The following is a 21,969-nucleotide window of genomic DNA, read 5'->3' as shown; positions in this document are numbered from 1 at the left end:
CCGGGGTTTTTTCTTGAAGCGACGACGACTACTTCAACGTCGTCTCGAACAGCTTGAGGATGCGCGCGTACTCGTCGCGCCACGCCGAGGCGTGCGTGAAGCCGTGGCGCTCCATCGGGTACGGCGCGAGTTCGACGTTGTCCTTGTGCAGCTCGATCAGGCGCTGGAACAGGCGTACCGAGTCCTGGAAGAACACGTTGTCGTCGATCATGCCGTGCGCGATCAGCAGCGAACCCTTGAGCTTGTCGGCGTATTCGATCGGCGAGCTCTTGCGGTACGCGATGTCGTCGTCCTTCGGCGTGTTCAGAATGTTCGACGTGTACTCGTGGTTGTACTGCGTCCAGTCGGTCACCGGCCGCAGCGCGGCACCGGCATGGAACGTCTCGGGCGCGCGGAACAGCGCCATCAGCGTCATGAAGCCGCCGTAGGAGCCGCCGTAGACGCCCACGCGCGCCGGATCGCCGCCGTGTTCCTTGACGAGCCAGTTGACGCCGTCGATCAGGTCTTCGAGTTCCGGGTGGCCCATCTGGCGATAGATCGCCGTGCGCCAGTCGCGGCCGTAGCCTTCGGACGCGCGGTAGTCGAGATCGAGCACGAGATAGCCGCGCTCGGTCAGGAGGTTGTGGAACATCTGCTCGCGAAAGTAGTACGGATACGACAGGTGCGTGTTCTGCGTGTAGCCCGCGCCGTGCACGAACAGCACGATCGGCTTTTTGCCGTTTGCCGCATTCTGCGGTTTGTAGAATTTGCCCCAGATCGGCGTCTTGCCGTGGCTCGACGGCACCGGCACGATTTCCGGCGCCTGCCACGCGATCGCCTTGAATTCGCTCGTGCGCGTGTCGGTGAGTTCGCGCGGCGCGCCGCCCGCGGCGTCGACCACGCTGATCTGCTGCGGCACGTAGCTCGCCGAATGCGCAACGAGCAGCTTGCTGCCGTCGCGCGACAGCGCGAAGCCGTCGGCGCCCTTGTAGTTCGTCAGCCGCTCGAGCTTGCCGCCCGCCGCCGGCACGCGATAGATGTCGTACGCGTACGGCGCTTCGGCGTTCGCGCGCAGGTAGAACCAGTGGCCGTCCGGCGACACGACCGGGCTTGCGAACTCGGCGTTGCCGCTCGTGAGCTTGAGCGGCTTGTCGCCGTCCTTGCGCGTGTACAGGTGCGCGTAGCCGGATTCCTCGGAGACGTACCACAGCGTGCGATTGTCCGGCAGCCAGCCGAATTCGTTGAAGTTCCAGTTGATCCACGCGGGGTCGGTCAGGCGATGGCGCGACTCGAGCGGCGCCTTGTCGGCGTCGGCGAGCGTCGCGATCCAGCGGTCCTTGTTGTCGTTCGCGCGCACCATCAGCGCGGCGGTCGCGCCGTCGCGGGTGAACTGGATCGCGCCGACCTGCACGTCGCGGTCCTTCGCCTCGGTTTTCTTGTCGTCCTGCTTCGCGGACTTCTTGTCCTTCTTGTCGTCGGCCTTCGCCTCTTCCTTCTTCGCGGCCTTTTCGTTCTCGGCGCGCACGGCGGCGAGCGGATCGTCCTTGATGCCGGGCAGGGCGGCGAAGTCGAGCTTCGTCGCAGCGTGGCTGGCGACGTCGACGCGCCACAGCGTGTGCGCGACCGGCGCGCCGCGGCCGACGCGCGTGCGCACGTCCTCCACTTCCTCGTAGCCCGACAGCGTCACGTAGACCGGCATCTTGCCGACGCGGCCGGCGTCGAAGCTCTTGGGCGTCGTGACGACGAGCAGCCAGCGGCCCGAAGGCGACAGCGCGCTTTCGGCGATCTGCACGTCGTCGCCGAGGTAGTACGGCGTCGACGCGCGCGTCGGGTCGGCCTTGCGCAGTTCTTCGGCGCGCGCCTTCTGCGCCTGCTTGTTGTCGTAGTCCTGCTTGACCGTCGAGATCAGGCGCAGCTGCAGTTCTTCGAAGTCGCCGGGTTTTTTCTCGTTCGGATCCTTCTCGGCCTTGAGCACGGCCACCGGTCCCGCGATCGCGCTGCGCAGGTCGTAGCTGTACCAGTCGTTGCCGACGCGATACTGCACGGCCGTGTCGTCGGCGGAGAACTGCGGCGCCGCTTCGTCCTGCGTCGTGCGCGTGACCTGGATCAGGCGGCCGTTGGTCAGGTCGCGCACGAACACGTCGCCGTTGCGCACGAACGCGGCGCGGTTGCGCGCGTGGTCGTACACGGCGCCGGTCGCGTCGGCGTCGGCGATCTCGGCGGGCGTGAGTACGGCGTCCTTGCCGTCGGCGAGCGTGACGCGATGCAGGTCGCGCACCGGCGAGCCCTGGCGCTTCAGGCTGTAATAGACCGCGCCGCCGTCGACCGACCAATACGGAGTTTCGACGGCCGCACCGATCCAGTCGGGATCGCTCATGATCTGGTCGAGGCTGGTCGCGGCGCCGGCGGATTGCGCGGCGAAGCACATCAGAGCCGTGGATACGGCGACGGGGAGGCGCATTGCTGGAGTCTCCAGGACGGCAAAGGCGCCGAATATAAGCCAGCGCCGCCGCGCGCGGCAGCGCCGAACGGCATGGGTGTTGCCGTTCGTGCGGGCCGGGTGCGAGTCGACCCGGTTCGGGCCGGCTTGCCGTTTACTGGAACCCGTTCTTGAACAACTGATCGGCGCCGCGGTAGATGCGCAGCGCGTCGAGCCGCGCGTTGCCGATGCTGCCGTTGCGCACCTCGATCGTCAGCTCGCCGTCGGTCACGTCGACCGTGAAGCGCCGCACCAGCGCCGTGTTGAAGCCGGCGGTCGCGCCGATGTCGAACTCGGAGAGCACCGGCACGCCTTCGATCAGCACCGAGAACTTGCGCTGGCCGACGGCGGTGTTGTACGTCTCGGCGAAGTGCAGGTCGACGTCATAGGCGCCGTTGTACACCGGCGTGCGATAGAAGAAATTTCCCCAACGCCAGTTGTTGTACAAGGCGTCGTCGGTCGTGTTCGCGACCGCCGCGTTCGACACCTGCGTGCTGCCGCCTTCGAAGCCGATGTCGGAAAGATAGACGGTGCCGTCGGCCGCGTTGACGTCGGCGCCGCCGGAGTTCACCGCGGTCATCAGCTGGCCGGGCGCCGGCGGCGGGCCGATGCGGTTCACGCGCAGCGCATCGCCGATCGTCGTCGCGCCGCCGTACGCCGCGTGGTAGCTCGTGCCCGTCGCGGTCACGCGCAGAAGATTCGATCCGGAATTCAACGCGATCGGCGGCGTGGTCCAGGCGAGCGTGCCGTTCGCCGCGCCGCCGGTGCCGCCGAGGCGGTCCCACGCGACGCTCGTCACGGTCTGGCCGCCGTTGTCGACGCTGCCGCCGAGCACGAGCTGCGCGAGGTCGGTGGAATAGCCCGGCGCGTTCGTCGGCTGTTCGATGCGCAGGATCGGCGGCTGCGTCGCCGACGGGGCGCCGCGGCGCTGGGCCATCATCCAGCGGAACAACAGCGGATTGTTGTACGCGACCGGCCAGATGCCGTGGCCGCCGGTCGCGTATTCGGTGTAGATGACGCTCGCGCCGGCGTTGCGCAGCGCGCCGACGAGCGCGCGCGACTGGTCCACGCCGACCGTACCGTCGTTGACCGCGTGAAAGAACCAGTACGGCAGCGCGGCGACCGAGCCGGCCGCGTTCGTGTCGCCGCCGCCGGACATCGGCACGCCGGCGGCGAAGCGCGACGGATTGCTCGCGGTCAGGCCCCACGTGCCGTAGCCGCCCATCGAAAGACCCGTGACGATGATGCGGTCGGGATCGACGCGGAACTCGGCCGAGACGTCGTTCAAGATGTCGTGCAGCGGCGTGTTGGTCGAACCGCCGCCCCAGAAGTCGGCCGTCGGGCACTGCGGCGCGACCATGATCACCTTCTGGATCGCGAGGTTCGCGTCGCTGACGAGCTGCATCGCGCCGTTCGCGTTGTTGTTGAGCTGCGAGGTGTTGTTGTTGCCGCGCTCCCCGGCGCCGTGCAGGAACAGGATCAGCGGATAGACCTGGCTCGTCGAATAGCCCGGCGGAATGAAGACGCGATACGGCATGCCGCTGCCGTCGGGATTGCTGTTGCGATAGAGGAAATCGGCGGCCGTCGCGGCGAGCGACGGCGCGGACGCGGCCAGCGCGACGAGCGCGGCGATCGAACGCGACAGGGGCGACATCTTGGGATTCTCCGGCGGTTGCGGCGCGACGGTAGCACCGCGCGCCGCTCCCGTTCGCTACGGTGTTCACAAATAGACAACGAATACAGCTGTCCGCAAGGACATTCGAATGCGCCGCGGCCGGCGTTACACTGCGCGCCTGTGCATCTACGGAACCTTTCGATGATCCTGCCCTGCGTCGAACGCGAAACCGGCCCCGCGCCGCGCTACAGCATCGTCTGGCTGCACGGCCTCGGCGCCGACGGCCACGACTTCGAACCGATCGTGCCGGAACTCGTCGCGCGCGAATGGCCCTCGCTGCGCTTCGTGTTTCCGCATGCGCCGGTGCGGCCGGTGACGATCAACAACGGCATGGCGATGCGCGCGTGGTACGACATCAAGGGCGCCGACATCGCCTCGCGCCAAGACGAAACCGGCGTGCGCGAATCGGTGGCGCAGCTCGACGCGCTGATCGCGCGCGAAGCCGAGCGCGGCGTGCCGGCCGAGCGCGTGTTCGTCGCCGGTTTCTCGCAGGGCGGCGCGATCGCGCTCGCGGGCGGCGTGCGCCACGCGCAGGCGCTCGCCGGCATCGTCGCGCTGTCGACGTACTTGCCTATCGCCGAGAAAACGGCCGGCGAACGGCACGCCGCCAACGCGAAGCTGCCGATCTTCATGGCCCACGGCAGCCACGATCCGGTGGTGCCGCAGCCGCTCGGCGCGTCGTCGCGCGATCACCTGCGCACGCTCGGTTACACGATCGACTGGCACAGCTATCCGATGGCGCATCAGGTCTGCGCGGAGGAAATCGCCGACCTGCGGCAATGGCTGGGCGCGCGGATGACGGCATAATCGACGGCGTCACGAAGGCGCCGGGGAGGCGCGTCTTGTTCGCCACCGAAGAACCGCCGCGCGGCGCGCGTCCGGCCGAAACGGCCGACGCGGACGCCGTCACCGACCTTGCGCACCACTGGCTGCCGGATTTCTGCACCTGGCCGGTGCTGTTCGCGCTGATGGTCGTGGCCGAACTCGTCGCGCTCGTGATCGTGCTCGCGCCGAGCGACGCGTCGGTGCCGACCTGGCAGCAGCTCGGGGTCGCGAGCCTCACCGTGCAGTGGCTCGCGGTGCTGTGGACCGTGTGCCTGTGCAAGTCGCGGCCGTTGTTGCTCAAGCTCGCGCCGTGGATGGCCGAGTTCGCCGCGTACGGGCTGATGCTCGCGACGACCGCGCTCGCGAGCTGGCTGCTGTTTAGTTTCGATCGCGCGTTGAGCCTGGGATTCACCGGCCCCGAGCAGTCGATGGCGCGGTTCGTGCTGCGCAACAGCGTGATCTGCGCCCTGGTCGCCGCCGCGGTGCTGCGCTATTTCTACGTGCAGGAGCAGTGGCGCGAACGCGTGCGGGCCGAGGCGCGCGCACGCTACCAGGCGCTGCAGGCGCGCATCCGGCCGCACTTCCTGTTCAACAGCATGAACACGATCGCGAGCCTGATCCGCACGCGGCCGGCGCAGGCCGAAACCGCGGTCGAAGATCTCGCCGACCTGTTTCGCGCCGCGCTTTCCAAGGGCGACGGCCGGCATACGCTCGGCGAGGAACTCGATCTCGCGCGCGGGTATCTGCGCATCGAAGAGCTGCGCCTCGGCGCGCGCCTGACCGTGCGCTGGGACGTCGACGAACTGCCGCGCGACATGGTGCTGCCGGCGCTCCTGCTGCAGCCGCTCGTCGAAAACGCGGTGTATCACGGCGTGCAGCCGCTCGAAGACGGCGGCACGGTGCGCGTCGTCGGCCGGCGCGTGCCCGGCGCGATCGAAATCGTCGTGGAAAATCCGCTGCCGGCCGCGAGCCGGCGCGCGCCGCGCGGCAACGGCGTCGCGCTGGCGAACATCCGAGGCCGAATCGCCTACCATTTCGAAAGCCGCGGCGCGCTCGTCGTCGACGAAAAGACCGAAGCTTTCGTCTGCACTTTGCGCTTGCCTTATGACTGACTCGACGAGGACCCCGCAATGCGCGTATTGATCGCCGACGACGAACCGCTGGCCCGCGAGCGTCTGGCGAGCCTGCTCGCGGAGGCCGGCGTCGAACTGACCGCCGCGGTCGGCAACGGCGAGCACGCCGTGCACGAGGCCGACCGCCTGCGTCCCGACGTGTGCATACTCGACATCCGCATGCCGCTGATGGACGGTCTCGACGCCGCGCGCGTGATCTGCGCCAGCGCCGACGCGCCGGCGATCGTGTTCTGCACCGCCTACGACGAATACGCGTTGAAGGCGTTCGAGGCGCACGCGGTCGACTATCTGATGAAGCCGGTGCGGCTCGAACGCCTGCAGCAGGCGCTCGAACGCGCGCGGCGCATGGCCGGCAGCAAGCTCGACGCGATCGCCGTCAGCATGGGCTCGTCGCGCCAGCGCACGCACATCTGCGCGCGCGTGCGCGGCAATCTCGTGCTGGTCGCGGTTTCGGACATTCTGTATCTGCAGGCCGAAGACAAATACGTCGTCGTGCACCACACGAAGGGCCAGGTGCTGGTCGAGGACGCGTTGAAAGGGCTCGAAGACGAGTTCGCCGACCGCTTCGTGCGCATCCATCGCAACTGTCTCGTCGCGCGCGCACGGCTGTCGGGTCTCACGCGCGGCGCCGACGGGCGCATTTTCGCGCGCATCGAGGGCTGCGCCGACGAGCTCGAGGTCAGCCGGCGCAACCTGCCGGGCCTGCGCAAGCTGGTGCGCACGCTGTAGAACCCCTGACGCGGGCGCGACGATGCGTGCAGTAGAATCGCCGCCCATGAAAACGATCCGTATCGCCACGCGCCAGAGCGCGCTCGCCTTGTGGCAGGCCGAACACGTCGCCGCGCGCCTGCGCGCCGCGCACGCCGACCTCTTCGTCGAACTCGTGCCGATGACGACGCGCGGCGATCAAATACTCGATCAGCCGCTGTCGCAGATCGGCGGCAAGGGACTGTTCCTCAAGGAGCTCGAAGTCGCGATGCTCGAAGGGCGCGCCGACATCGCGGTGCACTCGCTCAAGGATGTGCCGATGGAGCTGGAGCCGGGCTTCGCGCTCGGCGCCGTGCTCGAACGCGCCGACGCCGCGGACGCGTTCGTCAGCAACGACTATTCGCATTTGGGACAATTACCGCAAGGCGCTCGCGTCGGCACGTCGTCGCTGCGGCGGCAGGCGCAGTTGCGCGCGCTGCGGCCCGATCTGGAGCTCGCCGATCTGCGCGGCAACGTCGGCACGCGATTGTCCAAGCTCGACCAGGGGCAGTACGCGGCGATCGTGCTCGCGTGCGCGGGGCTCGAACGGCTCGGCCTGTCGGCACGCATCGCCAGCCGGCTCGATGCGCCGGACTGGATACCGGCGGTGGCGCAGGGCGCGATCGCCGTCGAGGTGCGCGCGGGCGACGTATCGACGATCGAGCGCGTACGCGCGCTCGACGACGCCGACACGCACCGCTGCACGGCGGCCGAGCGTGCGATGAATCGCAGCCTGCACGGCAGCTGCAGCGTGCCGATCGCGGGCTACTGCCGCGAGACGGAAGCGGGGCTCGAACTGATCGGCCTCGTCGGCGACGCGGGCAGCGGCCGGCTGCTGCGTGCCGAAGCGATCGGGATCGTCAACGATCCGGAGCATCTCGGGCGCGTGGTGGCGCAGAAGCTGCTGGCGCTGGGGGCGGGGGGGATGTTGGGGCGTTGAAAATAGTGAAAGAAGTCCATCGCCCGCATATTATCGCGGTCTGAGACATCGCCCCCTCAACCCATCCTTCTCCCCCAACGCGGTTGGGGGAGAAGGAGCCGAGGGTTCAAGCGCTGCGCCGCTCAAGCCCTCTCCCCCAAGCTCGTCTTGGGGGAGAGGGTTGGGTGAGGGGGTGACGCCAAGGTCTTCGTTGCCGCCGATGCATGGCGGGCGTGAACGAACACCAATGTTCTTAGAAGTTGTACACCAGATTCGTCGTCATCAGCTGATCGGTCTTCTTGATGCCCGGCGCCACGTCGCTGTTGTGGCGCACCTGGTAGCCGAGCTTGAGCGCCAGCGTCTTGTTCATGCTGACGACCAGGCCCGCGTCGTTCTGCATGAACTTGTTGTCGGCGCCCGCTTCGATCAGGAACGTGTCTTCGAAGCGCGTCGTGTCCGTGAGCTGGTACTTGAAGCCGATCAGGCCGCGGCCGACCACTTCGTTTTCGCTGTCGGCGGTCGTCGCCGGCGGCGTCGGGCGCGGCTTGTACTGCTTGTAGCCGGGGCCGACTTCGAACGACAGTTCGGTGCGCTCGTTCTTGATCGCCGTATAGCCGTAGCCGACCGACAGCACGGCCTGATAGTCGAACGGCGAGAAGTCGTCGTCTTCATAGCGCAGCGCGCCGACGATGTAGCTGCGTTCGTCGAGCTTGTAGCCGAGCGATGCGCCGGCTTCGTAGCGGTTCGAGGTGAGGTCGTATCGCTTGACGTTGACGAGCTGGCCGTTCTGCAACTCGGCGGTGGTGATCTCGCCCTTGCTGCGCAGCGCGGTCAGATAGAAGTTGTCCTTCCAGGTGTCGTCTTCCATCGAGAAGTTCAACTTGGCGTTCAAGTTCTCGGACTTGGAGTTGCCGCGCGACGCGGCGAAGCCGAGTTCGCCGGCACCTTTCCATACGCCGTCGTCGGCGGCGTGAACGCCAAACGGCATCGCGGCGAGCAGTGCAGAAGCAACAAGTAGCTTTTTCATGGGTTTGCCCCTTTGATTTTTGGGAATCGGAACGCGCGGACACGAACGCCGTCGCGCAGCGCCCGGCGCATCCTACCGAGGGGGCTTGAATCTGGCGTGAACTCGCGGAATCAACCGCGGCTGGAACCGTAATAAAGTGTCACAACGTGTTTCGCCTCGGCGAAAAAAAGCCAACGTTCTACAAACACGCCGATGCTGGCGACGACGAGTGCGAGCGTTGCGTACGGCGGTGTTCTGCCGGGTTGGAGCATCGGTACGAACATCAGCAGCAGCGGCGCGCCGAGGCCGGCGAACAGCGAGATCGCCCGCAGCGGCGACGCGTGCTTGCGTGCAAGAACAAATCCCATTTCTTTCGTAATATAGTTTTCTTCCGTGTGCGGGCGCTCGAACGACGCGACGCGGCCGAAGCGTCCGAGCCCGGTCGCCGATTCGGGCGTCGAGACGGGCTTCGCGGTATCGATGTGGCGCCAGTAGCCGAGCTTGAGCAGCGCGAGCGACATCGCCGCGAGCACGATCGCGCCGAGCAGCCACGCGGGCAGGCCCAGGCGCTGCCACGGGTCCTCGGCGGCGATCGCGCCCCATGCGGCGAGCGTCCACAGCCACAGGCCGCCCGTGTAGAACGCGAACAGCAGATAAGCCGGCAGGACGTACGCGTTGTGCCATGCGCGCACGGTTTTCAGACTCGAATAGATGCGTGCGGTGCAGAAAACGGTGACGGCGCAGCCGATCGCGAGCAGCGCCGCGGCGATGCGCTGCGCGGCGCCGCCGGGTGCCGCGAACGCGAGCGCGACGACGATTGCCGCCGGCACGAACGTCGCGGCCGATGCGACGCCTTCGCGCGACAGCCACGACGAGCGCCACTGCCCGAAGGCGCGCCAGGCGCGTTCGGGCCGGCCCAGGTGCGCGAACGACGCCGCGAGCCCGAGCGCCGCGAGCATGGCGCCGACGAAGATCGGCGCGACCGTATCGACGACGCCGGAAGGCCAGCTGCCGAGCGCGATGCCGACGGCGGCGAGGAACATCAGGCCGTAGCCGGCGCCCGACAGCGTGGTGAAGAAAATGACCGATAGCGCTGGATGCATGCGAGGCTGGACGGGCGGTGTCAAAGCGCGCAGTGTAACGCCGCGCGGGGACGGCGTTTCGAGGGATTCTCATGACGGTCAAACCGGGCGACGTGCTCGGACACTATCGGCTGACCGAACACCTGGCCGGCGGCGGCATGGCGCGGCTGTATCGCGCCGTCGACGCGCGCGACGGACGCGAGGTCGTCGTCAAGCTGCTGCCCGCGAGCGCCGACGCCGAGACGCGCGAGCGCTTCGCGCGCGAGATCCGCGTGCTGGCCGAACTCGATCACCCGCGCATCGTGCCGCTGCTCGACACCGGCACGGTCGACGACGCGCCGTATCTCGTGCTGCCGCTCGTCGACCGCGGCGATCTCGCCGATCGCATCGCGCGCGAGGACGGCCCGCTGCCGCTGCCGCTCGTGCGCCGCATCGCGCTGCAACTGTGCGACGCGCTCGCGTACGCGCATCTGCGCGGCGTGGTGCATCGCGACCTGAAGCCCGCGAACGTGCTCGTCGACGCCGCCGGCGACGTGCAGCTCGCCGACTTCGGCATCGCGCTGGCCGCCGGCAACGCGCGGCTGACGCAGGCCGGGCAGGCGATCGGCACGCCGGAATATCTCGCGCCCGAGCAGGCGCTCGGCGTCGCCGACATGCGCAGCGACGTGTACGCGTTGGGCCTGATCCTGTTTCAGCTCGCGACGGGCCGCCTGCCGTTCGCCGCACGCACGCCCGCCGAATGGCTCGCCGCGCATCGCGAGCTGGCGCCGCCGTCGCCGCGCTCGCTCAACGCCGGCGTGCCGGAGCCGTTCGAGCGCGTCGTGCTGCGCGCGCTCGCGAAGAAACCCGAGGCGCGTTTTCAGAGCGCGGCGGAGATGGCCGCGGCGCTGCGCCAGGCGCTGCCGGAGGATGCGACGCCGACGCTCGTCGGCGCGCGGCCGCCCGGCGTCGCGCCGGCGGCGCCGCCGACGACGTCGACATCGGTTGCGCCGGACCCGCCGTCGAATCTGTTGCCGGTACTCGCCATGGTCGTACTCGTCGCGGTGCTCGCGACGGCGGGCTGGCTCGTCTGGCGCGCGCTCGCGCGCGAAGCCGCGGTGCCGGTCGCAACGACAGCCGCGCCGGCGCCTTCCGCGCGGGCTCCCTCGCCGCCGCCTGTGACACCCGCAGTCGCACCGCCGGCGGCGGCGCAGCATTACGACGATTTCGCCGACGCCACACACGACGGCGCATTCGACGGTGCGCGCTGGCGCTCGACCAGCGGCGACGAACGCCTTGCGCAGCGGCAGTCGAACGGCGTGCTGCGCGTGCGTACGGCGCTGCGCGACGTCGGCCTCGCCGCGACGCGTGTCGCGCCGCAGCCGCGCCGCATCGCGGTGCGCGTGCGGCTGCTCGATCCGGTGCTCGCCGACGAGGCGACGATCGGCGTCACGCTGTTGCGCGCGGACCAACCGGGCACGTGGGTCGCTTGCTATCTTTACGCGACGCGCGGCGCGCTGCGCGCGACGCCGACGTGCACCGACCAGCGCCGCCGCGAATACCGCACGGGCAGCGCGGTCAACACCGGCGCGTGGGTCGAGCTGTCGCTGCGGCCCGATGGAAAAGAGGGTGTCGATTTCAACGCCGACGCGGACGCGATCGGCGCGCTGCCGCTCGTGCAGGACGGCGCGGCGACGTGGCTCGTCTTCGTCGCGGCGTGGTCGGGCGACGGCAAGGCGGTCGAGGGCGAGGTCGACTGGGTCGATATCGAGCCGTAGTGCTCCCTCTCCCCCAAGCTCGCTTGGGGGAGAGGGCCGGGGTGAGGGAGGGGCGCGTCGTACTCGTCGAGATCGAGGAAGAACCTGGCGTCGCCCCTCTCCCAACCCTCCCCAAAGGCTTTGGGGGAGAGGGCTTTGTAGCGAGCCGCGCTACTCGATCACCACCGCCGTACCCGTGACGGTGACCATCAGCATGTCGCCGCCTTCCTTGATCTGGATCGTCTCGTAGTCGAAGTCGACGCCGATCACCGCGTTCGCGCCGAGGTCTTCGGCCGCTTCGCTCAAGTCTTCGGCGGCGGCTTCCTTCGCCTTGCGCAGCACCTTCTCGTAGCTGCCCGAGCGCCCGCCGATGATGTCGCGGATGCCGGCGAAGAAGTCGCGGAACACGTTCGCGCCGAGCACGGCTTCGCCGCTGACGAGGCCGAGATATTTGACGACGCGGCGGCCTTCGATCGTCGGGGTGGTCGTCAACAGCATGGCGTTTCTCCTTTGTGAATCAGCGCGTGGTGAATCAGCGCGACAGCAGCTTGTCGACCCAGCGCAACAGCGGCGACAGTTGCTTCGTATCGAGGGTTTCGGCCCGCGCCGCGGCGTGCTCGCCGGCGGCCTTGCGCGGCCTGGGCGGCAGGTAGCGGTTGACCGGCTTGTAGCCGAGTTCGGGCATCAGCGCATAGCCGTCGCGCTCGGCGACGAGCCGCGACACGGCCGAGTCGGGATCGCCCAGATCGCCGAAATGGCGCGCGCGCGTCGGGCACGCCATGACGCACGCGGGCTGCCGGTCCTGCGGTTCGAACGATTCGTTGTAGATGCGATCGACGCACAACGTGCACTTCTGCATCACGCCGCGCTGTTCGCTGTACTCGCGCGCGCCGTACGGGCAGGCCCACGAGCACAGCTTGCAGCCGATGCACTTGTCTTCGTCGACGAGCACGATGCCGTCCTCGGCGCGCTTGTAGCTCGCGCCGGTCGGGCAGACGGTCACGCAGTCCGGCGTTTCGCAGTGCAGGCACGAGCGCGGGAAGTGTACGGTCATGGGCGGCGCCGGGGCGGCGCCTTGGACGGTCGTCGCCGCCTTCGCGTCGCCGCCGCAGCCCTTCGGCGTCACCTCGTAGCTGTGGATACGGTTGAACCACACGCCGAGCGGCTCCTTGCCGTACGCGTGCTCGTCCGGGAGCGGACCGAACTGGCCGCCTTCGTTCCATTCCTTGCAGGCGACGGCGCAGGCGTGACAGCCGACGCAGGTGTCGAGATCGATGACGAGGCCGAGCTTCTTCGTCGACGGCGGCGGCAGCGTGGTCATGCCGGCGCCTCCACGCGATGCCCGGGCGCTTCAGACGATGCGTCCTTCTCGATGCGCACGCGCAGATCGAACCACGCGGCCTGTCCGGTGACCGGGTCGGCGTTCGCGTAGCGCCGGCCGTCCGCGCGCGGCGGCAGCAGTTCGGTAATCACGTGGTTGAGCAGGAATCCGCGCTGCGACTCCGGCGCGTCCGGCGCGAGCTTCCAGGCGCCCTTGCGCTTGCCGATAGCGTTCCAGCTCCACACCGTACCGGGCTCGGTGCCCGCGTGCAGGCGCACCGGCACGCGGATGCGGCCGTGCGGCGACTCGACCCACGCCCAGTCGTCGTCGGAAAGATGCAGTCGCGCGGCCGTATCGGGGTGTACATAGAGAAAATTGCGCGCCGCGATCTGGCGCAGCCAAGCGTTCTGCGAGCCCCACGCGTGGTACATGAACATCGGACGCTGCGTGATCGCGGCGATCGGATAGCGCGCCATGTCGAGCCCTTCCCATTCGAACGGCTCGTACCAGAACGGCAGCGGGTCGAAGTAGCGGGCCACGCGCGCGCGATCGCGGTCCGGCGGCTGCGTCGCGCCGTGGCCGAGCGCGGCGAGGCGGAAGCGCTGCAGGCGCTCGGAATACAGCTCGATCACGATCGGCGCCGTGTTGCCGACGAAGCCGAGGCCGCGCGCCCATTCGAGGTAGTCGCGATTGGCCATCTTGTAGTAGCGGCCGGCTTCGGGCACCGGCGCGTGCCAGTGCGAGCCGTGTTCGATGTAGCGCTTCAACTGATCCGGGTTCGGCTCGCCGGTGCCCTCGCTCGCGCCGTCGCGACCGCGCCAGCCCGCGAGGAGGCCCACGCCCGGCGCGCGCTCGTGTTCGACCATGTACTGCGCGTAGCCGCCGGGATAGCGCGCGCCGCCGTCGGGCTTGAGCAGGCCGGGCAGGCCGATGCGTGCGCCGAGATCGATCAGCACGTCCTGGAACGCGCGCACGTCGCGGTCGGGCGTCGCGATCGGATGGCGGATCGCGTCGCTCGCGCCGTCGGCGTCGGAGATCGGGCGGTCGAGGATCGAGATGCAGTCGTAGCGTTCGAGATACGTCGTGTCGGGCAGCACGAGGTCGGCGAACTCGACCATCTCCGACGCGTACGCGTCGACGTAGATGATGCGCGGAATCTTGTACTCGCCGGTCGCCGCGTCGCGCTCGGCGAGCATGCGCCGCGTGCCGGTGGTGTTCATCGCCGAGTTCCAGCTCATGTTCGCCATGAACAGGAACAGCGTGTCGATGCGATACGGATCGCCGGCGACGGCGTTGGCGATCACGCTCTGCAGCATGCCGTGCACGGCAAGCGGGTGCTGCCACGAAAACGCCTTGTCGATGCGGCGCGGCTCGCCGTTCGCGTCGACGAGAAGATCCTCGGGCGCGTGCACGTAGCCGAGCGGACCGCCGTCGAGCGTGCCGTCGGGCTTGCGCGACTTGCCGGGCCGGTTCGCCGGCGGCACGCCTTTCGGATACGGCGGCTGGTAGCGGAAACTGCCGGGCGTGTCGATCGCGCCGATCAGCATTTGCAGCGTATGCAGCATCCGGCACGTGTGGAAACCGTTCGAATGCGCCGAGATGCCGCGCATCGCGTGCAGCGCGACCGGACGGCCGATCATTTCTTCGTGGCGCCGCCCGCACGCGTCGGTCCACGCGACCGGCAGGCGGATTTCCTCCTTGAACGCCGCGTGCGCGATTTCAGCGGCGATGCGGCGGATCGTCGGCGCGTCGATGCCGGAGGCGTCCGCGGCGGCTTCGGGCAGGTATTCGTCGGTCAGAAAGCGCGCGGCGAACAGCGCGAACGCGGTGGTCGCGCGGCGGCCGTCGGCGAGCGCGAATTCGCCGGCGATCGCGGGCGCGATGTCGATCGCGTCGGCCGGCGCCGCGGCGTTCGCCGCGCGGTTCCAGCACAGCGTACGGCCGGCGTCGTCGCGCGCGATCAGGCCGTCGTCGGCGCCGCCGGGGTTTTGAATCACGAGGTGGTGGGCGTTGGTGTAGCGCACGAGATAGTCGAAGTCGATCCAGTCGTTGCGCAGCAACTCGCCGATCAGCGCGCCGACGAAGAGACCGTCGGTGCCGGGCCGGATGCCGAGCCATTCGTCGGCGATCGCGGCGTAGCCGGTGCGCACGGGATTGATCGCGACGATCTTCGCGCCGCGCGCCTTGATGCGGCCGAGGCCGAGCTTGATCGGGTTCGAGTCGTGGTCTTCGGCGACGCCGAACATGAGGAGATAGCGCGTGTGTTCCCAGTCGGGCTCGCCGAATTCCCAGAACGAGCCGCCGAGCGTGTACATGCCCGCCGCGGCCATGTTGACCGAGCAGAAGCCGCCGTGCGCGGCGTAGTTGATCGTGCCGAACTGCTGCGCCCACCAGCCGGTCAGCGCCTGCGACTGGTCGCGGCCGGTGAAGAACGCCAGCTCGTCCGGATTGCGCCGGCGCACGTCGCCGAGCCATTGCGCCGCGAGCGCGAGCGCCTCGTCCCATTCGATTTCGCGAAACTGCCCGGCGCCGCGCTCGCCGGTACGCAGCAGCGGCTTGGTCAGCCGCGCCGGCGAATAGTGCTGCATGATGCCGGCGGATCCTTTCGCGCAGATCACGCCGCGATTGACCGGATGGTCGGGGTTGCCCTGGATGTAGCGGATCTTGCCGTCCTTGACGTGCACTTTGATGCCGCAGCGGCACGCGCACATGTAGCAGGTGGTCGTTTTGACCTCGTCGCCGACGGGTTCGTGAAGCTTGAGGTTCGCGTGGGGCATTCGCTGGCGGGTCGCAGCCGTGGCTAGACGCGCATGGTAGCGGAGGGCACGCCGCCGGGCGAACCGGTGTCGCGACCGGTGAGACGTCGCGCCGGCATACTCATCGTCAATTCGGAGCGGTCACCTCGATGCTCGCGTCGTCGAAGTCGTAGTACTTCACGCGCGTCGTCGACTTGACGCCCATGAAGCGGCCCTGCGATTCGATCTGGATCGGCAGGCCCGATTTCTGCGATATCCACACTTTCACATCGGCCTTGACCGGCTCGGTGATCGTGTAGGTGAACGCGTCGGCGAGTTCGCCGTCGACGCTGTCGCTGCCGGCGGGGGTAACGATCATGCCTTGTTCGAGCTGTGCGAGCGTCGCGGGGTTGCGGTACTGGCCGATGATCCTGCCGACCGGAATCGGCAGCTTCATCGCGCGGCCCTCGATGATCGTGTAGGCGTCGTCGCCGATGATCGTCTGCTCGGTGCCGCCCTGGCCCGTGCGGATGCGGTAGCGGTCCGGCGCGACGAAATCCATCGTGGAAATCTGCTGGCCCTTGGTCGCGTCGACGACGTTCGCGCGAAAGCTTCTGGCCTCCAGGAACTTCACGAACGCGTCGTGCAGCGCCTCCTTCGGGCCGGCGAGGGCGGTGCCGGCGAACGCCGCGAGGAAGAATGCGAGCGCGAGTTTCGTGCGGGACATGCGATTCTCCGTCGGGTAGAGGTCGACTTTACGAAATCCTATACGCAATAAGTGCTGCGCCGGTGACATCAAGGGCGCCGGGCGAACGCCGGTTTTCGCCGCGGGACGCGGGCGATCCCCGGCGTATTTACGGACCACAACCCTAAACGCGACAATCGAGCCATGGACCGTTACGAACGCATCTTAAGTCTGCATCGCCTGCTCAAGTCCGCGCGCTATCCGGTCAGCCTGCAACGGCTCAAGGACGAACTCGGCTGCTCGCGCGCGACGCTGTATCGCGACATCGCGTTTCTGCGCGACGCGCTCGGCGCGCCGATCGAGTCGGGCGAGGGCGAGCAGGCCGCCTTCCGCTACGACCAGGCCGAGGCCGAGCGCTTCGAGCTGCCCGGCCTGTGGCTGACCAGCGACGAGCTGTCGGCGCTGATGGCGCTGAACGAACTGATCGGCAAGAGCGGGCCGGGCGGCATCCTGTCCGACGCGCTGCAGCCGTTCCAGTCGCGCATCCAGACGCTGATGTCCGACCACGTCAGCGGCATGAAGCTGCCGATCGAGCGCATCCGCGTGATCGGCAGCGGCATGCGCAAGCTCGACCAGGCGAGCTTCCGCGCGGTGGCCGGATCGGTCATGGCGCGCAAGCAGCTCAAGTTTCGCTATCGCGCGCGATCCACCGGTTCGACGACCGAGCGCGTGGTGTCGCCGCAGCGGCTCGCGCACTATCGCGACAACTGGTATCTCGACGCGTGGGACCACGAGCGAGAGGCGCTGCGCAGCTTCGCGGTCGACCGCGTCGCGGCGGCGCAGATGCTCGAGGCGGCCGCGATCGACCGCGCCGACGCCGAACTCAACGAGCATCTCGCCGCAAGCTACGGCATTTTCTCCGGCAAGCCCAAGGCCGAGGCGACGATCCGCTTCTCGCCGCACGCGTCGCGCTGGGTCGCCGACGAACACTGGCATTCGCAGCAGAAAGGCCAGTTCCTGTCCGACGGCCGCTACGAACTGAAGCTGCCGTACAGCAACTCCAAGGAACTCCTGATGGACGTACTCAAGTACGGACCGGACGCCGAAATCGTCGGCCCGTTGAGTCTGCGCGAAGAAATGAAAATCCTGCTGCAGCTCGCGATCGGCGCGTACCAGCCGTGAGCGCGCATCCGACCGGCCTTGCGCCGCTCGCGCCGCAGGACGCGCTGCCGCGGGCGTCGATCTCGCTCGTGCTCGGCTCCGGCGGCGCGCGCGGCTATGCGCATGTCGGCGTGATCGAGGAGCTGCGCGCACAGGGCTATTCGATCCAGTCGGTCGCGGGCAGTTCGATGGGCGCGCTCGTCGGCGGCGTGTTCGCGGCGGGGCGGCTCGACGCGTACCGCGACTGGGCCAAGGGCCTGAAGACGTTCGACGTGCTGCGGCTCGTCGACTGGACCTGGCGCGGCGGCGGCCTGATCAAGGGGCAGCGCGTGATCGGGGCGCTGCGCGACCTCGTCGGCGACATCAATATCGAAGACCTGCCGATCAGCTACACCGCGGTCGCCGTCGACATCGACGCGCAGCGCGAGGTGTGGTTTTCGCGCGGCTCGCTGTTCGACGCGATCCGTGCGTCGATTTCCATTCCTACCGTTTTTCGCCCGCATACCTACCAGGGGCGGCGGCTGGTCGACGGCGGGCTGCTCAATCCGGTGCCCGTGACGCCGACGCTGCGCGACCTGACCGACGCGACGATCGCGGTCGACGTGAACGCCGAGGCCGAGGGCATCGCCGAGCGCGAGACGCCGATCACGCGGCCGGAAATCGCCGAGCCGGTGCCGGCGGAGAACCTGCATGGCTACCGGCGCATCGCCGCGCTGTTCGAAGGCTTCGTCGAACGCCGCGCGCGCCGGCGCGCCGTGGCGCCGGAGCCGGGCGTGCTCGAGCTCTTCGCGCGCTCGCTCGACGTCGTGCAGGAAACGCTGACGCGCTACAAGCTCGCGGCGCAGCCGCCCGACCTCGTCATCAGCATTCCGCGCAACGTCTGCGCGTTCTACGAATTCCAGCGCGCCGAGGAAGTGATCGAAATCGGCCGCCAGCGCACGCGCGAGGCGCTCGCGCGGTGGCAGAGCCGCAAGGTGCATCCGCGCGGCTGAAGTGCGGGTCCGGTCAGGTGTCGACCGTTTCCAGCCGCGTCTCGCGCGTCATGGCATGGCCGAGCCACAGCACGACGAGGCTCAGGATCGACAGGCCGCCGCCGACGACCATCGGCGAGAGCATCGTCGGCAGCTGGTCGGGCAGCGACGGGTCGGGAACGAGGTTCAGCGCGAGCATGCCGGTGTAGTGCATGCCGCAGACCGCGAAGCCCGCGATCAGCGACGCGACCACGAGATGCCACGGCCGGTCGAGGTGGAACGCCATCCACAGCGCGACCGTCGCCGCGGCGATCGCGATTGCCACCGACAGCGCGACGATCGGGCCGTCGTACCACCGCGCCGCCGTCACGCACAGCGCGGCCATGCCGGTGTAGTGCATCGCGGCGATGCCGAGGCCCATGAACACGCCGGCCGAGACGATCGCCGGCCCCGAACGCGATACGGCGCCGACCACGGCGAAGCCGACGCTGGTCGCGGCGATCGCCAGCAGCATCGAGAGGCAGGTGCGGCCGACCTCGTAGCTCGCCGGCATGCCGAGGTCGAGCGCCATCATGCCGACGAAATGCATCGACCAGATCGCCACCGCGCCCATGACGACGCCGGCCCACACGATCAGCGCGAGGCGCTCCTCCTGCTTGGCGCGCTGCGATTCGCGCGCGAAGACGAGCGCGGTGTACGAACCGCATACCGAAATCAGGTATGACAGGAAGACCAGGACCAGGTCGAACGTTCCGTACGCGACACGCATGACCGCCTCTCCGGGGGCTTTGCCGCCGATCGGCGTTTGCGGCGCGAGCTCGCCGGGGACGCCGATCGTTTCCGGCGGGTCGCACGGCGGCGCGCCGGAAGGTGGGGAAATAGTACGCCTTTGCAGAACTGCTTTTTGCCCCGGAATGAAAAAGGGCCGGCAATGCCGGCCCTTCCGTGGGCGTCGCGGTCCGATCAGCCGCGTTTCATGGTGTTGAAGAACTCGTCGTTCGACTTCGTGTTCTTCATCTTGTCGAGCAGGAATTCCATGGCCGCCAGCTCATCCATCGGATGCAGCAGTTTGCGCAGGATCCAGATCTTCTGCAGCATGTCCGGTTCGATCAGCAGTTCTTCGCGGCGCGTGCCCGAGCGGTTGATGTTGATCGCGGGGTAGACGCGCTTTTCGGTGATGCGGCGGTCCAGGTGCACTTCCATGTTGCCGGTGCCCTTGAACTCTTCGTAGATCACCTCGTCCATCTTCGAGCCGGTGTCGACCAGCGCGGTCGCGAGGATCGTCAGCGAGCCGCCTTCCTCGACGTTGCGCGCGGCGCCGAAGAAGCGCTTCGGGCGCTGCAGCGCGTTGGCGTCGACGCCGCCGGTGAGCACCTTGCCGGACGACGGCACGACGGTGTTGTAGGCGCGAGCCAGGCGCGTGATCGAATCGAGCAGGATCACGACGTCGCGCTTGTGTTCGACGAGGCGCTTGGCGCGCTCGATCACCATGTCGGCGACCTGCACGTGGCGCGCGGCCGGCTCGTCGAACGTCGAACTGATGACCTCGGCGCGCACGCCGCGCTGCATTTCGGTCACTTCTTCCGGGCGCTCGTCGATCAGCAGGATGATGAGGTGCACTTCCGGATGGTTGTGCACGATCGCCTGCGCGACGTTCTGCAGCATCATCGTCTTGCCGGCCTTCGGCGGCGAGACGATCAGGCCGCGCTGGCCCTTGCCGACCGGCGACATGAGGTCGAGGATGCGGCCGGTGATGTCTTCGGACGAGCCGTTGCCGCGTTCGAGACGGAACGCCTTGCGCGGAAACAGCGGCGTGAGGTTTTCGAACAGGTACTTGTTCTTCGACGCTTCCGGCGGCTCGGAATTGATGTCGTCGACCTTGAGCAGCGCGAAATAGCGCTCGCCGTCCTTCGGAGGGCGGATGCGGCCGGTGATGTAGTCGCCGGTGCGCAGGTTGAAGCGGCGGATCTGCGACGGGCTGACGTAGATGTCGTCGGGACCGGCGAGATACGACTCGTCGCCCGAGCGCAGGAAGCCGAAGCCGTCCTGCAGGATTTCCAGTACGCCCTCGCCCCAGATGCCGCCGCCGGACCGCGCGTGCGCCTTCAGGATGTTGAAGATGACGTCCTGCTTGCGCGCGCGGGCGACGCCTTCCTGGATGCCGAGGTCTTCGGCCATTTCCAGCAGCGCCGCGGCCGGCTTGCGCTTGAGTTCGGTGAGGTTGATCAGCGGGCCGCTGCCGCCGCCGTTGCGCTCGTCCGGAATCTCCTCGTCGTAACCGCCGCCGCCGCGCATCTGTTGCTGTTGCTGGCGGTTCTGCCGGTTGCGATTGCGGTTGCGGCCTTCGCGGCGGCCCTGCTGGCCCTGCGGGCCGTTGTTGTTGCCCTGGTTGCCGCCGCCCTGGCCCTGATTCGAATTGCCGCCCTGCTGGGGATTCTGGCCCTGACCCTGCTGACTCTGGTTGCCGGCGTCGTCGCTGCCGACCGGTTGCGGCGGCGGTACGCTCTGGCCCGGCTGCGGGCCGTCGCCGCCGAACATGTCGGGGACGCCGCCGCGGTCGGGCGGGTTCTCGTTGCGTTCGGCGCGCGGCGCCTCGTGACGCTCCGCCCGTGGCGATTCGTTGCGCTCGGCGCGCGGCGCGGGCGCCGCGGCGGCCGCTTCGGCCGCGGCGGCTTCGTTGCGCGCGGCGGCTACGGCCTTGGCGGCGGCGCGGGCGGCCTGCGCTTCGGCGCGGGCTGCCTGCGATTCGCGGCGCGATACGCGCTCGGTCGGCGCGGTTTCGCCACGCGCTTCGGCCGGCGCGGCCGGGCCGTTTTCTTTGTTCTCGATATCAGACACGGGCAGACCTCGCATGGGCGCCGTTGGCCAGCAGACAACCGCTGGCGGGATGGAATCAGGGGGTGTACCGGAAGGGGTCGGGACGGGCACGCCCCGGGAGAAGCTGCGGCTAAGTTAGCACTGTGAAATCGACGCGTAAAGCGGGGGCGGGCGTCGTGGGCCGCCGTACGCGCGGGCGGTTCACGGTATTGCGCGGCGGCCCGGCTTCGCGGGCCGCCGCCGGTAAAACTTAGATCGTACGATCAATCAGTTGCGTCAGCACCGACTTCGTCACGGCGCCGATCTGCGTCGCCTCGACCTTGCCGTTCTTGAAGATCATCAGCGTCGGAATGCCGCGAACGTTGTAGCTGCGAGGCGTTTTCTGGTTGTGGTCGATGTTAACCTTGACGACTTTCATGCGTCCCTGGTAGTTCGTCGCCAGTTCGTCGAGCATCGGCGCGATCATCTTGCACGGGCCGCACCATTCGGCCCAGAAATCGACCAGTACCGGCTCGTCCGACTGGAGCACGTCGGTTTCGAAGGATGCGTCGCTGGTGTGGGCAATAAGCTGGCTCAAGGTGTACTCCGTCTGAAATATTTCCGCCAAGCTGCGGAAATGTCTGGAATTAGGCTACACTCGGCCGCATCGCAAAGCGCATGCGGGAGGCGGCGAGCGCCGGGGGTGGAATGGGCTGCAT

General features: G+C 68.3%; 18 protein-coding genes. 7 read left to right on the top strand and 11 right to left on the bottom strand.

The window, feature by feature from the left end; genetic code table 11:
- Positions 1-28: 28 nt before the first annotated feature.
- Together OD750_RS14355 and OD750_RS14350 are read right to left on the bottom strand one after the other, a co-directional pair.
- Positions 29-2,440 (bottom strand): S9 family peptidase, encoded by a 2,412-nt coding sequence (locus OD750_RS14355; RefSeq protein ID WP_263542412.1) that lies wholly within the window; start codon positions 2,438-2,440, stop codon positions 29-31.
- Positions 2,441-2,573: 133 nt separating this feature from the next.
- Positions 2,574-4,112 (bottom strand): malectin domain-containing carbohydrate-binding protein, encoded by a 1,539-nt coding sequence (locus OD750_RS14350; RefSeq protein ID WP_263542411.1) that lies wholly within the window; start codon positions 4,110-4,112, stop codon positions 2,574-2,576.
- A gap of 162 nt (positions 4,113-4,274) precedes the next feature.
- Between OD750_RS14350 and OD750_RS14345 the strand changes: the two genes are divergently transcribed.
- The 4 genes from OD750_RS14345 to hemC are packed head-to-tail and all read left to right on the top strand — an operon-like array spanning position 4,275 to position 7,778.
- A complete protein-coding gene (locus OD750_RS14345; RefSeq protein WP_263542410.1) occupies positions 4,275-4,940 on the top strand; it encodes an alpha/beta hydrolase in 666 nt (221 codons plus the stop codon).
- A 35-nt stretch (positions 4,941-4,975) separates the two neighbouring features.
- Positions 4,976-6,070 carry a sensor histidine kinase gene (locus OD750_RS14340; protein WP_263542409.1) on the top strand — a complete coding sequence of 365 codons (1,095 nt, stop codon included), beginning with the start codon at positions 4,976-4,978 and terminating at the stop codon, positions 6,068-6,070.
- 18 nt (positions 6,071-6,088) lie between these two features.
- Entirely contained in the window at positions 6,089-6,820 is a 732-nt protein-coding gene (locus OD750_RS14335; RefSeq protein ID WP_263542408.1) for a LytR/AlgR family response regulator transcription factor, read from the top strand.
- A gap of 46 nt (positions 6,821-6,866) precedes the next feature.
- On the top strand, positions 6,867-7,778 hold the full coding sequence (gene hemC / locus OD750_RS14330; RefSeq protein WP_263542407.1) for a hydroxymethylbilane synthase: 912 nt from the start codon (positions 6,867-6,869) through the stop codon (positions 7,776-7,778).
- A 232-nt stretch (positions 7,779-8,010) separates the two neighbouring features.
- Here hemC and OD750_RS14325 read toward each other — a convergent pair whose 3' ends face one another.
- On the bottom strand, positions 8,011-8,784 hold the full coding sequence (locus OD750_RS14325; RefSeq protein WP_263542406.1) for a DUF481 domain-containing protein: 774 nt from the start codon (positions 8,782-8,784) through the stop codon (positions 8,011-8,013).
- A 110-nt stretch (positions 8,785-8,894) separates the two neighbouring features.
- The gene (locus tag OD750_RS14320) at positions 8,895-9,866 is read right to left on the bottom strand and encodes a dimethyl sulfoxide reductase anchor subunit family protein (RefSeq protein ID WP_263542405.1); all 972 of its coding nucleotides are present in this window, start codon (positions 9,864-9,866) and stop codon (positions 8,895-8,897) included.
- 71 nt (positions 9,867-9,937) lie between these two features.
- Between OD750_RS14320 and OD750_RS14315 the strand changes: the two genes are divergently transcribed.
- A complete protein-coding gene (locus tag OD750_RS14315) occupies positions 9,938-11,602 on the top strand; it encodes a serine/threonine-protein kinase (RefSeq protein WP_263542404.1) in 1,665 nt (554 codons plus the stop codon).
- A gap of 150 nt (positions 11,603-11,752) precedes the next feature.
- On the opposite strand, the gene OD750_RS14310 is transcribed toward OD750_RS14315, so the two are convergent.
- The 4 genes from OD750_RS14310 to OD750_RS14295 all read right to left on the bottom strand — a co-directional run bounded on the left by OD750_RS14310 (position 11,753) and on the right by OD750_RS14295 (position 16,364).
- Positions 11,753-12,079 carry a heavy metal-binding domain-containing protein gene (locus tag OD750_RS14310; RefSeq protein ID WP_263542403.1) on the bottom strand — a complete coding sequence of 109 codons (327 nt, stop codon included), beginning with the start codon at positions 12,077-12,079 and terminating at the stop codon, positions 11,753-11,755.
- Between the two features lie 34 nt (positions 12,080-12,113).
- Positions 12,114-12,902, bottom strand: coding sequence for a 4Fe-4S dicluster domain-containing protein (locus OD750_RS14305; protein WP_272841980.1), 789 nt, complete (start codon positions 12,900-12,902; stop codon positions 12,114-12,116).
- On the bottom strand, positions 12,899-15,679 hold the full coding sequence (locus OD750_RS14300; RefSeq protein ID WP_263542402.1) for a molybdopterin oxidoreductase family protein: 2,781 nt from the start codon (positions 15,677-15,679) through the stop codon (positions 12,899-12,901). The genes OD750_RS14305 and OD750_RS14300 overlap by 4 nt, the downstream gene beginning before the upstream one ends.
- Positions 15,680-15,785: 106 nt before the next feature.
- Positions 15,786-16,364, bottom strand: a complete 579-nt coding sequence (locus OD750_RS14295; RefSeq protein ID WP_263542401.1) for a hypothetical protein — start codon at positions 16,362-16,364, stop codon at positions 15,786-15,788.
- A 162-nt stretch (positions 16,365-16,526) separates the two neighbouring features.
- Here OD750_RS14295 and OD750_RS14290 point away from each other — a divergent pair, with 162 nt between their 5' ends.
- Both OD750_RS14290 and OD750_RS14285 read left to right on the top strand, forming a co-directional pair.
- Positions 16,527-17,504, top strand: a complete 978-nt coding sequence (locus OD750_RS14290; protein ID WP_263542400.1) for a helix-turn-helix transcriptional regulator — start codon at positions 16,527-16,529, stop codon at positions 17,502-17,504.
- Entirely contained in the window at positions 17,501-18,475 is a 975-nt protein-coding gene (locus OD750_RS14285; RefSeq protein ID WP_263542399.1) for a patatin-like phospholipase family protein, read from the top strand. The genes OD750_RS14290 and OD750_RS14285 overlap by 4 nt, the downstream gene beginning before the upstream one ends.
- 13 nt (positions 18,476-18,488) lie before the next feature.
- Here the strand turns inward: OD750_RS14285 and OD750_RS14280 are convergent, their stop codons facing one another.
- From OD750_RS14280 to trxA, 3 genes are all read right to left on the bottom strand, one after another.
- Positions 18,489-19,223, bottom strand: coding sequence for an MHYT domain-containing protein (locus OD750_RS14280; RefSeq protein WP_263542398.1), 735 nt, complete (start codon positions 19,221-19,223; stop codon positions 18,489-18,491).
- Positions 19,224-19,417: 194 nt separating this feature from the next.
- Positions 19,418-21,292, bottom strand: a complete 1,875-nt coding sequence (rho, locus tag OD750_RS14275) for a transcription termination factor Rho (protein WP_263542397.1) — start codon at positions 21,290-21,292, stop codon at positions 19,418-19,420.
- A gap of 229 nt (positions 21,293-21,521) precedes the next feature.
- Positions 21,522-21,848 (bottom strand): thioredoxin TrxA, encoded by a 327-nt coding sequence (trxA, locus tag OD750_RS14270; protein WP_263542396.1) that lies wholly within the window; start codon positions 21,846-21,848, stop codon positions 21,522-21,524.
- Positions 21,849-21,969 lie beyond the last annotated feature (121 nt).

The organism is Tahibacter soli (assembly GCF_025717065.2).
In the GTDB taxonomy this organism is placed as follows: Bacteria; Pseudomonadota; Gammaproteobacteria; order Xanthomonadales; family Rhodanobacteraceae; genus Tahibacter; species Tahibacter soli.
This window is presented reverse-complemented; position numbering and strand designations above follow the sequence as displayed.

Coding starts and splice junctions, on each gene's coding strand:
- OD750_RS14355 (WP_263542412.1), bottom strand. CDS start 2,440: ATGCGCCTCCCCGTCGCCGTATCCACGGCTCTGATGTGCTTCGCCGCG.
- OD750_RS14350 (WP_263542411.1), bottom strand. CDS start 4,112: ATGTCGCCCCTGTCGCGTTCGATCGCCGCGCTCGTCGCGCTGGCCGCG.
- OD750_RS14345 (WP_263542410.1), top strand. CDS start 4,275: ATGATCCTGCCCTGCGTCGAACGCGAAACCGGCCCCGCGCCGCGCTAC.
- OD750_RS14335 (WP_263542408.1), top strand. CDS start 6,089: ATGCGCGTATTGATCGCCGACGACGAACCGCTGGCCCGCGAGCGTCTG.
- hemC (WP_263542407.1), top strand. CDS start 6,867: ATGAAAACGATCCGTATCGCCACGCGCCAGAGCGCGCTCGCCTTGTGG.
- OD750_RS14325 (WP_263542406.1), bottom strand. CDS start 8,784: ATGAAAAAGCTACTTGTTGCTTCTGCACTGCTCGCCGCGATGCCGTTT.
- OD750_RS14320 (WP_263542405.1), bottom strand. CDS start 9,866: ATGCATCCAGCGCTATCGGTCATTTTCTTCACCACGCTGTCGGGCGCC.
- OD750_RS14315 (WP_263542404.1), top strand. CDS start 9,938: ATGACGGTCAAACCGGGCGACGTGCTCGGACACTATCGGCTGACCGAA.
- OD750_RS14310 (WP_263542403.1), bottom strand. CDS start 12,079: ATGCTGTTGACGACCACCCCGACGATCGAAGGCCGCCGCGTCGTCAAA.
- OD750_RS14305 (WP_272841980.1), bottom strand. CDS start 12,902: ATGACCACGCTGCCGCCGCCGTCGACGAAGAAGCTCGGCCTCGTCATC.
- OD750_RS14300 (WP_263542402.1), bottom strand. CDS start 15,679: ATGCCCCACGCGAACCTCAAGCTTCACGAACCCGTCGGCGACGAGGTC.
- OD750_RS14295 (WP_263542401.1), bottom strand. CDS start 16,364: ATGTCCCGCACGAAACTCGCGCTCGCATTCTTCCTCGCGGCGTTCGCC.
- OD750_RS14290 (WP_263542400.1), top strand. CDS start 16,527: ATGGACCGTTACGAACGCATCTTAAGTCTGCATCGCCTGCTCAAGTCC.
- OD750_RS14280 (WP_263542398.1), bottom strand. CDS start 19,223: ATGCGTGTCGCGTACGGAACGTTCGACCTGGTCCTGGTCTTCCTGTCA.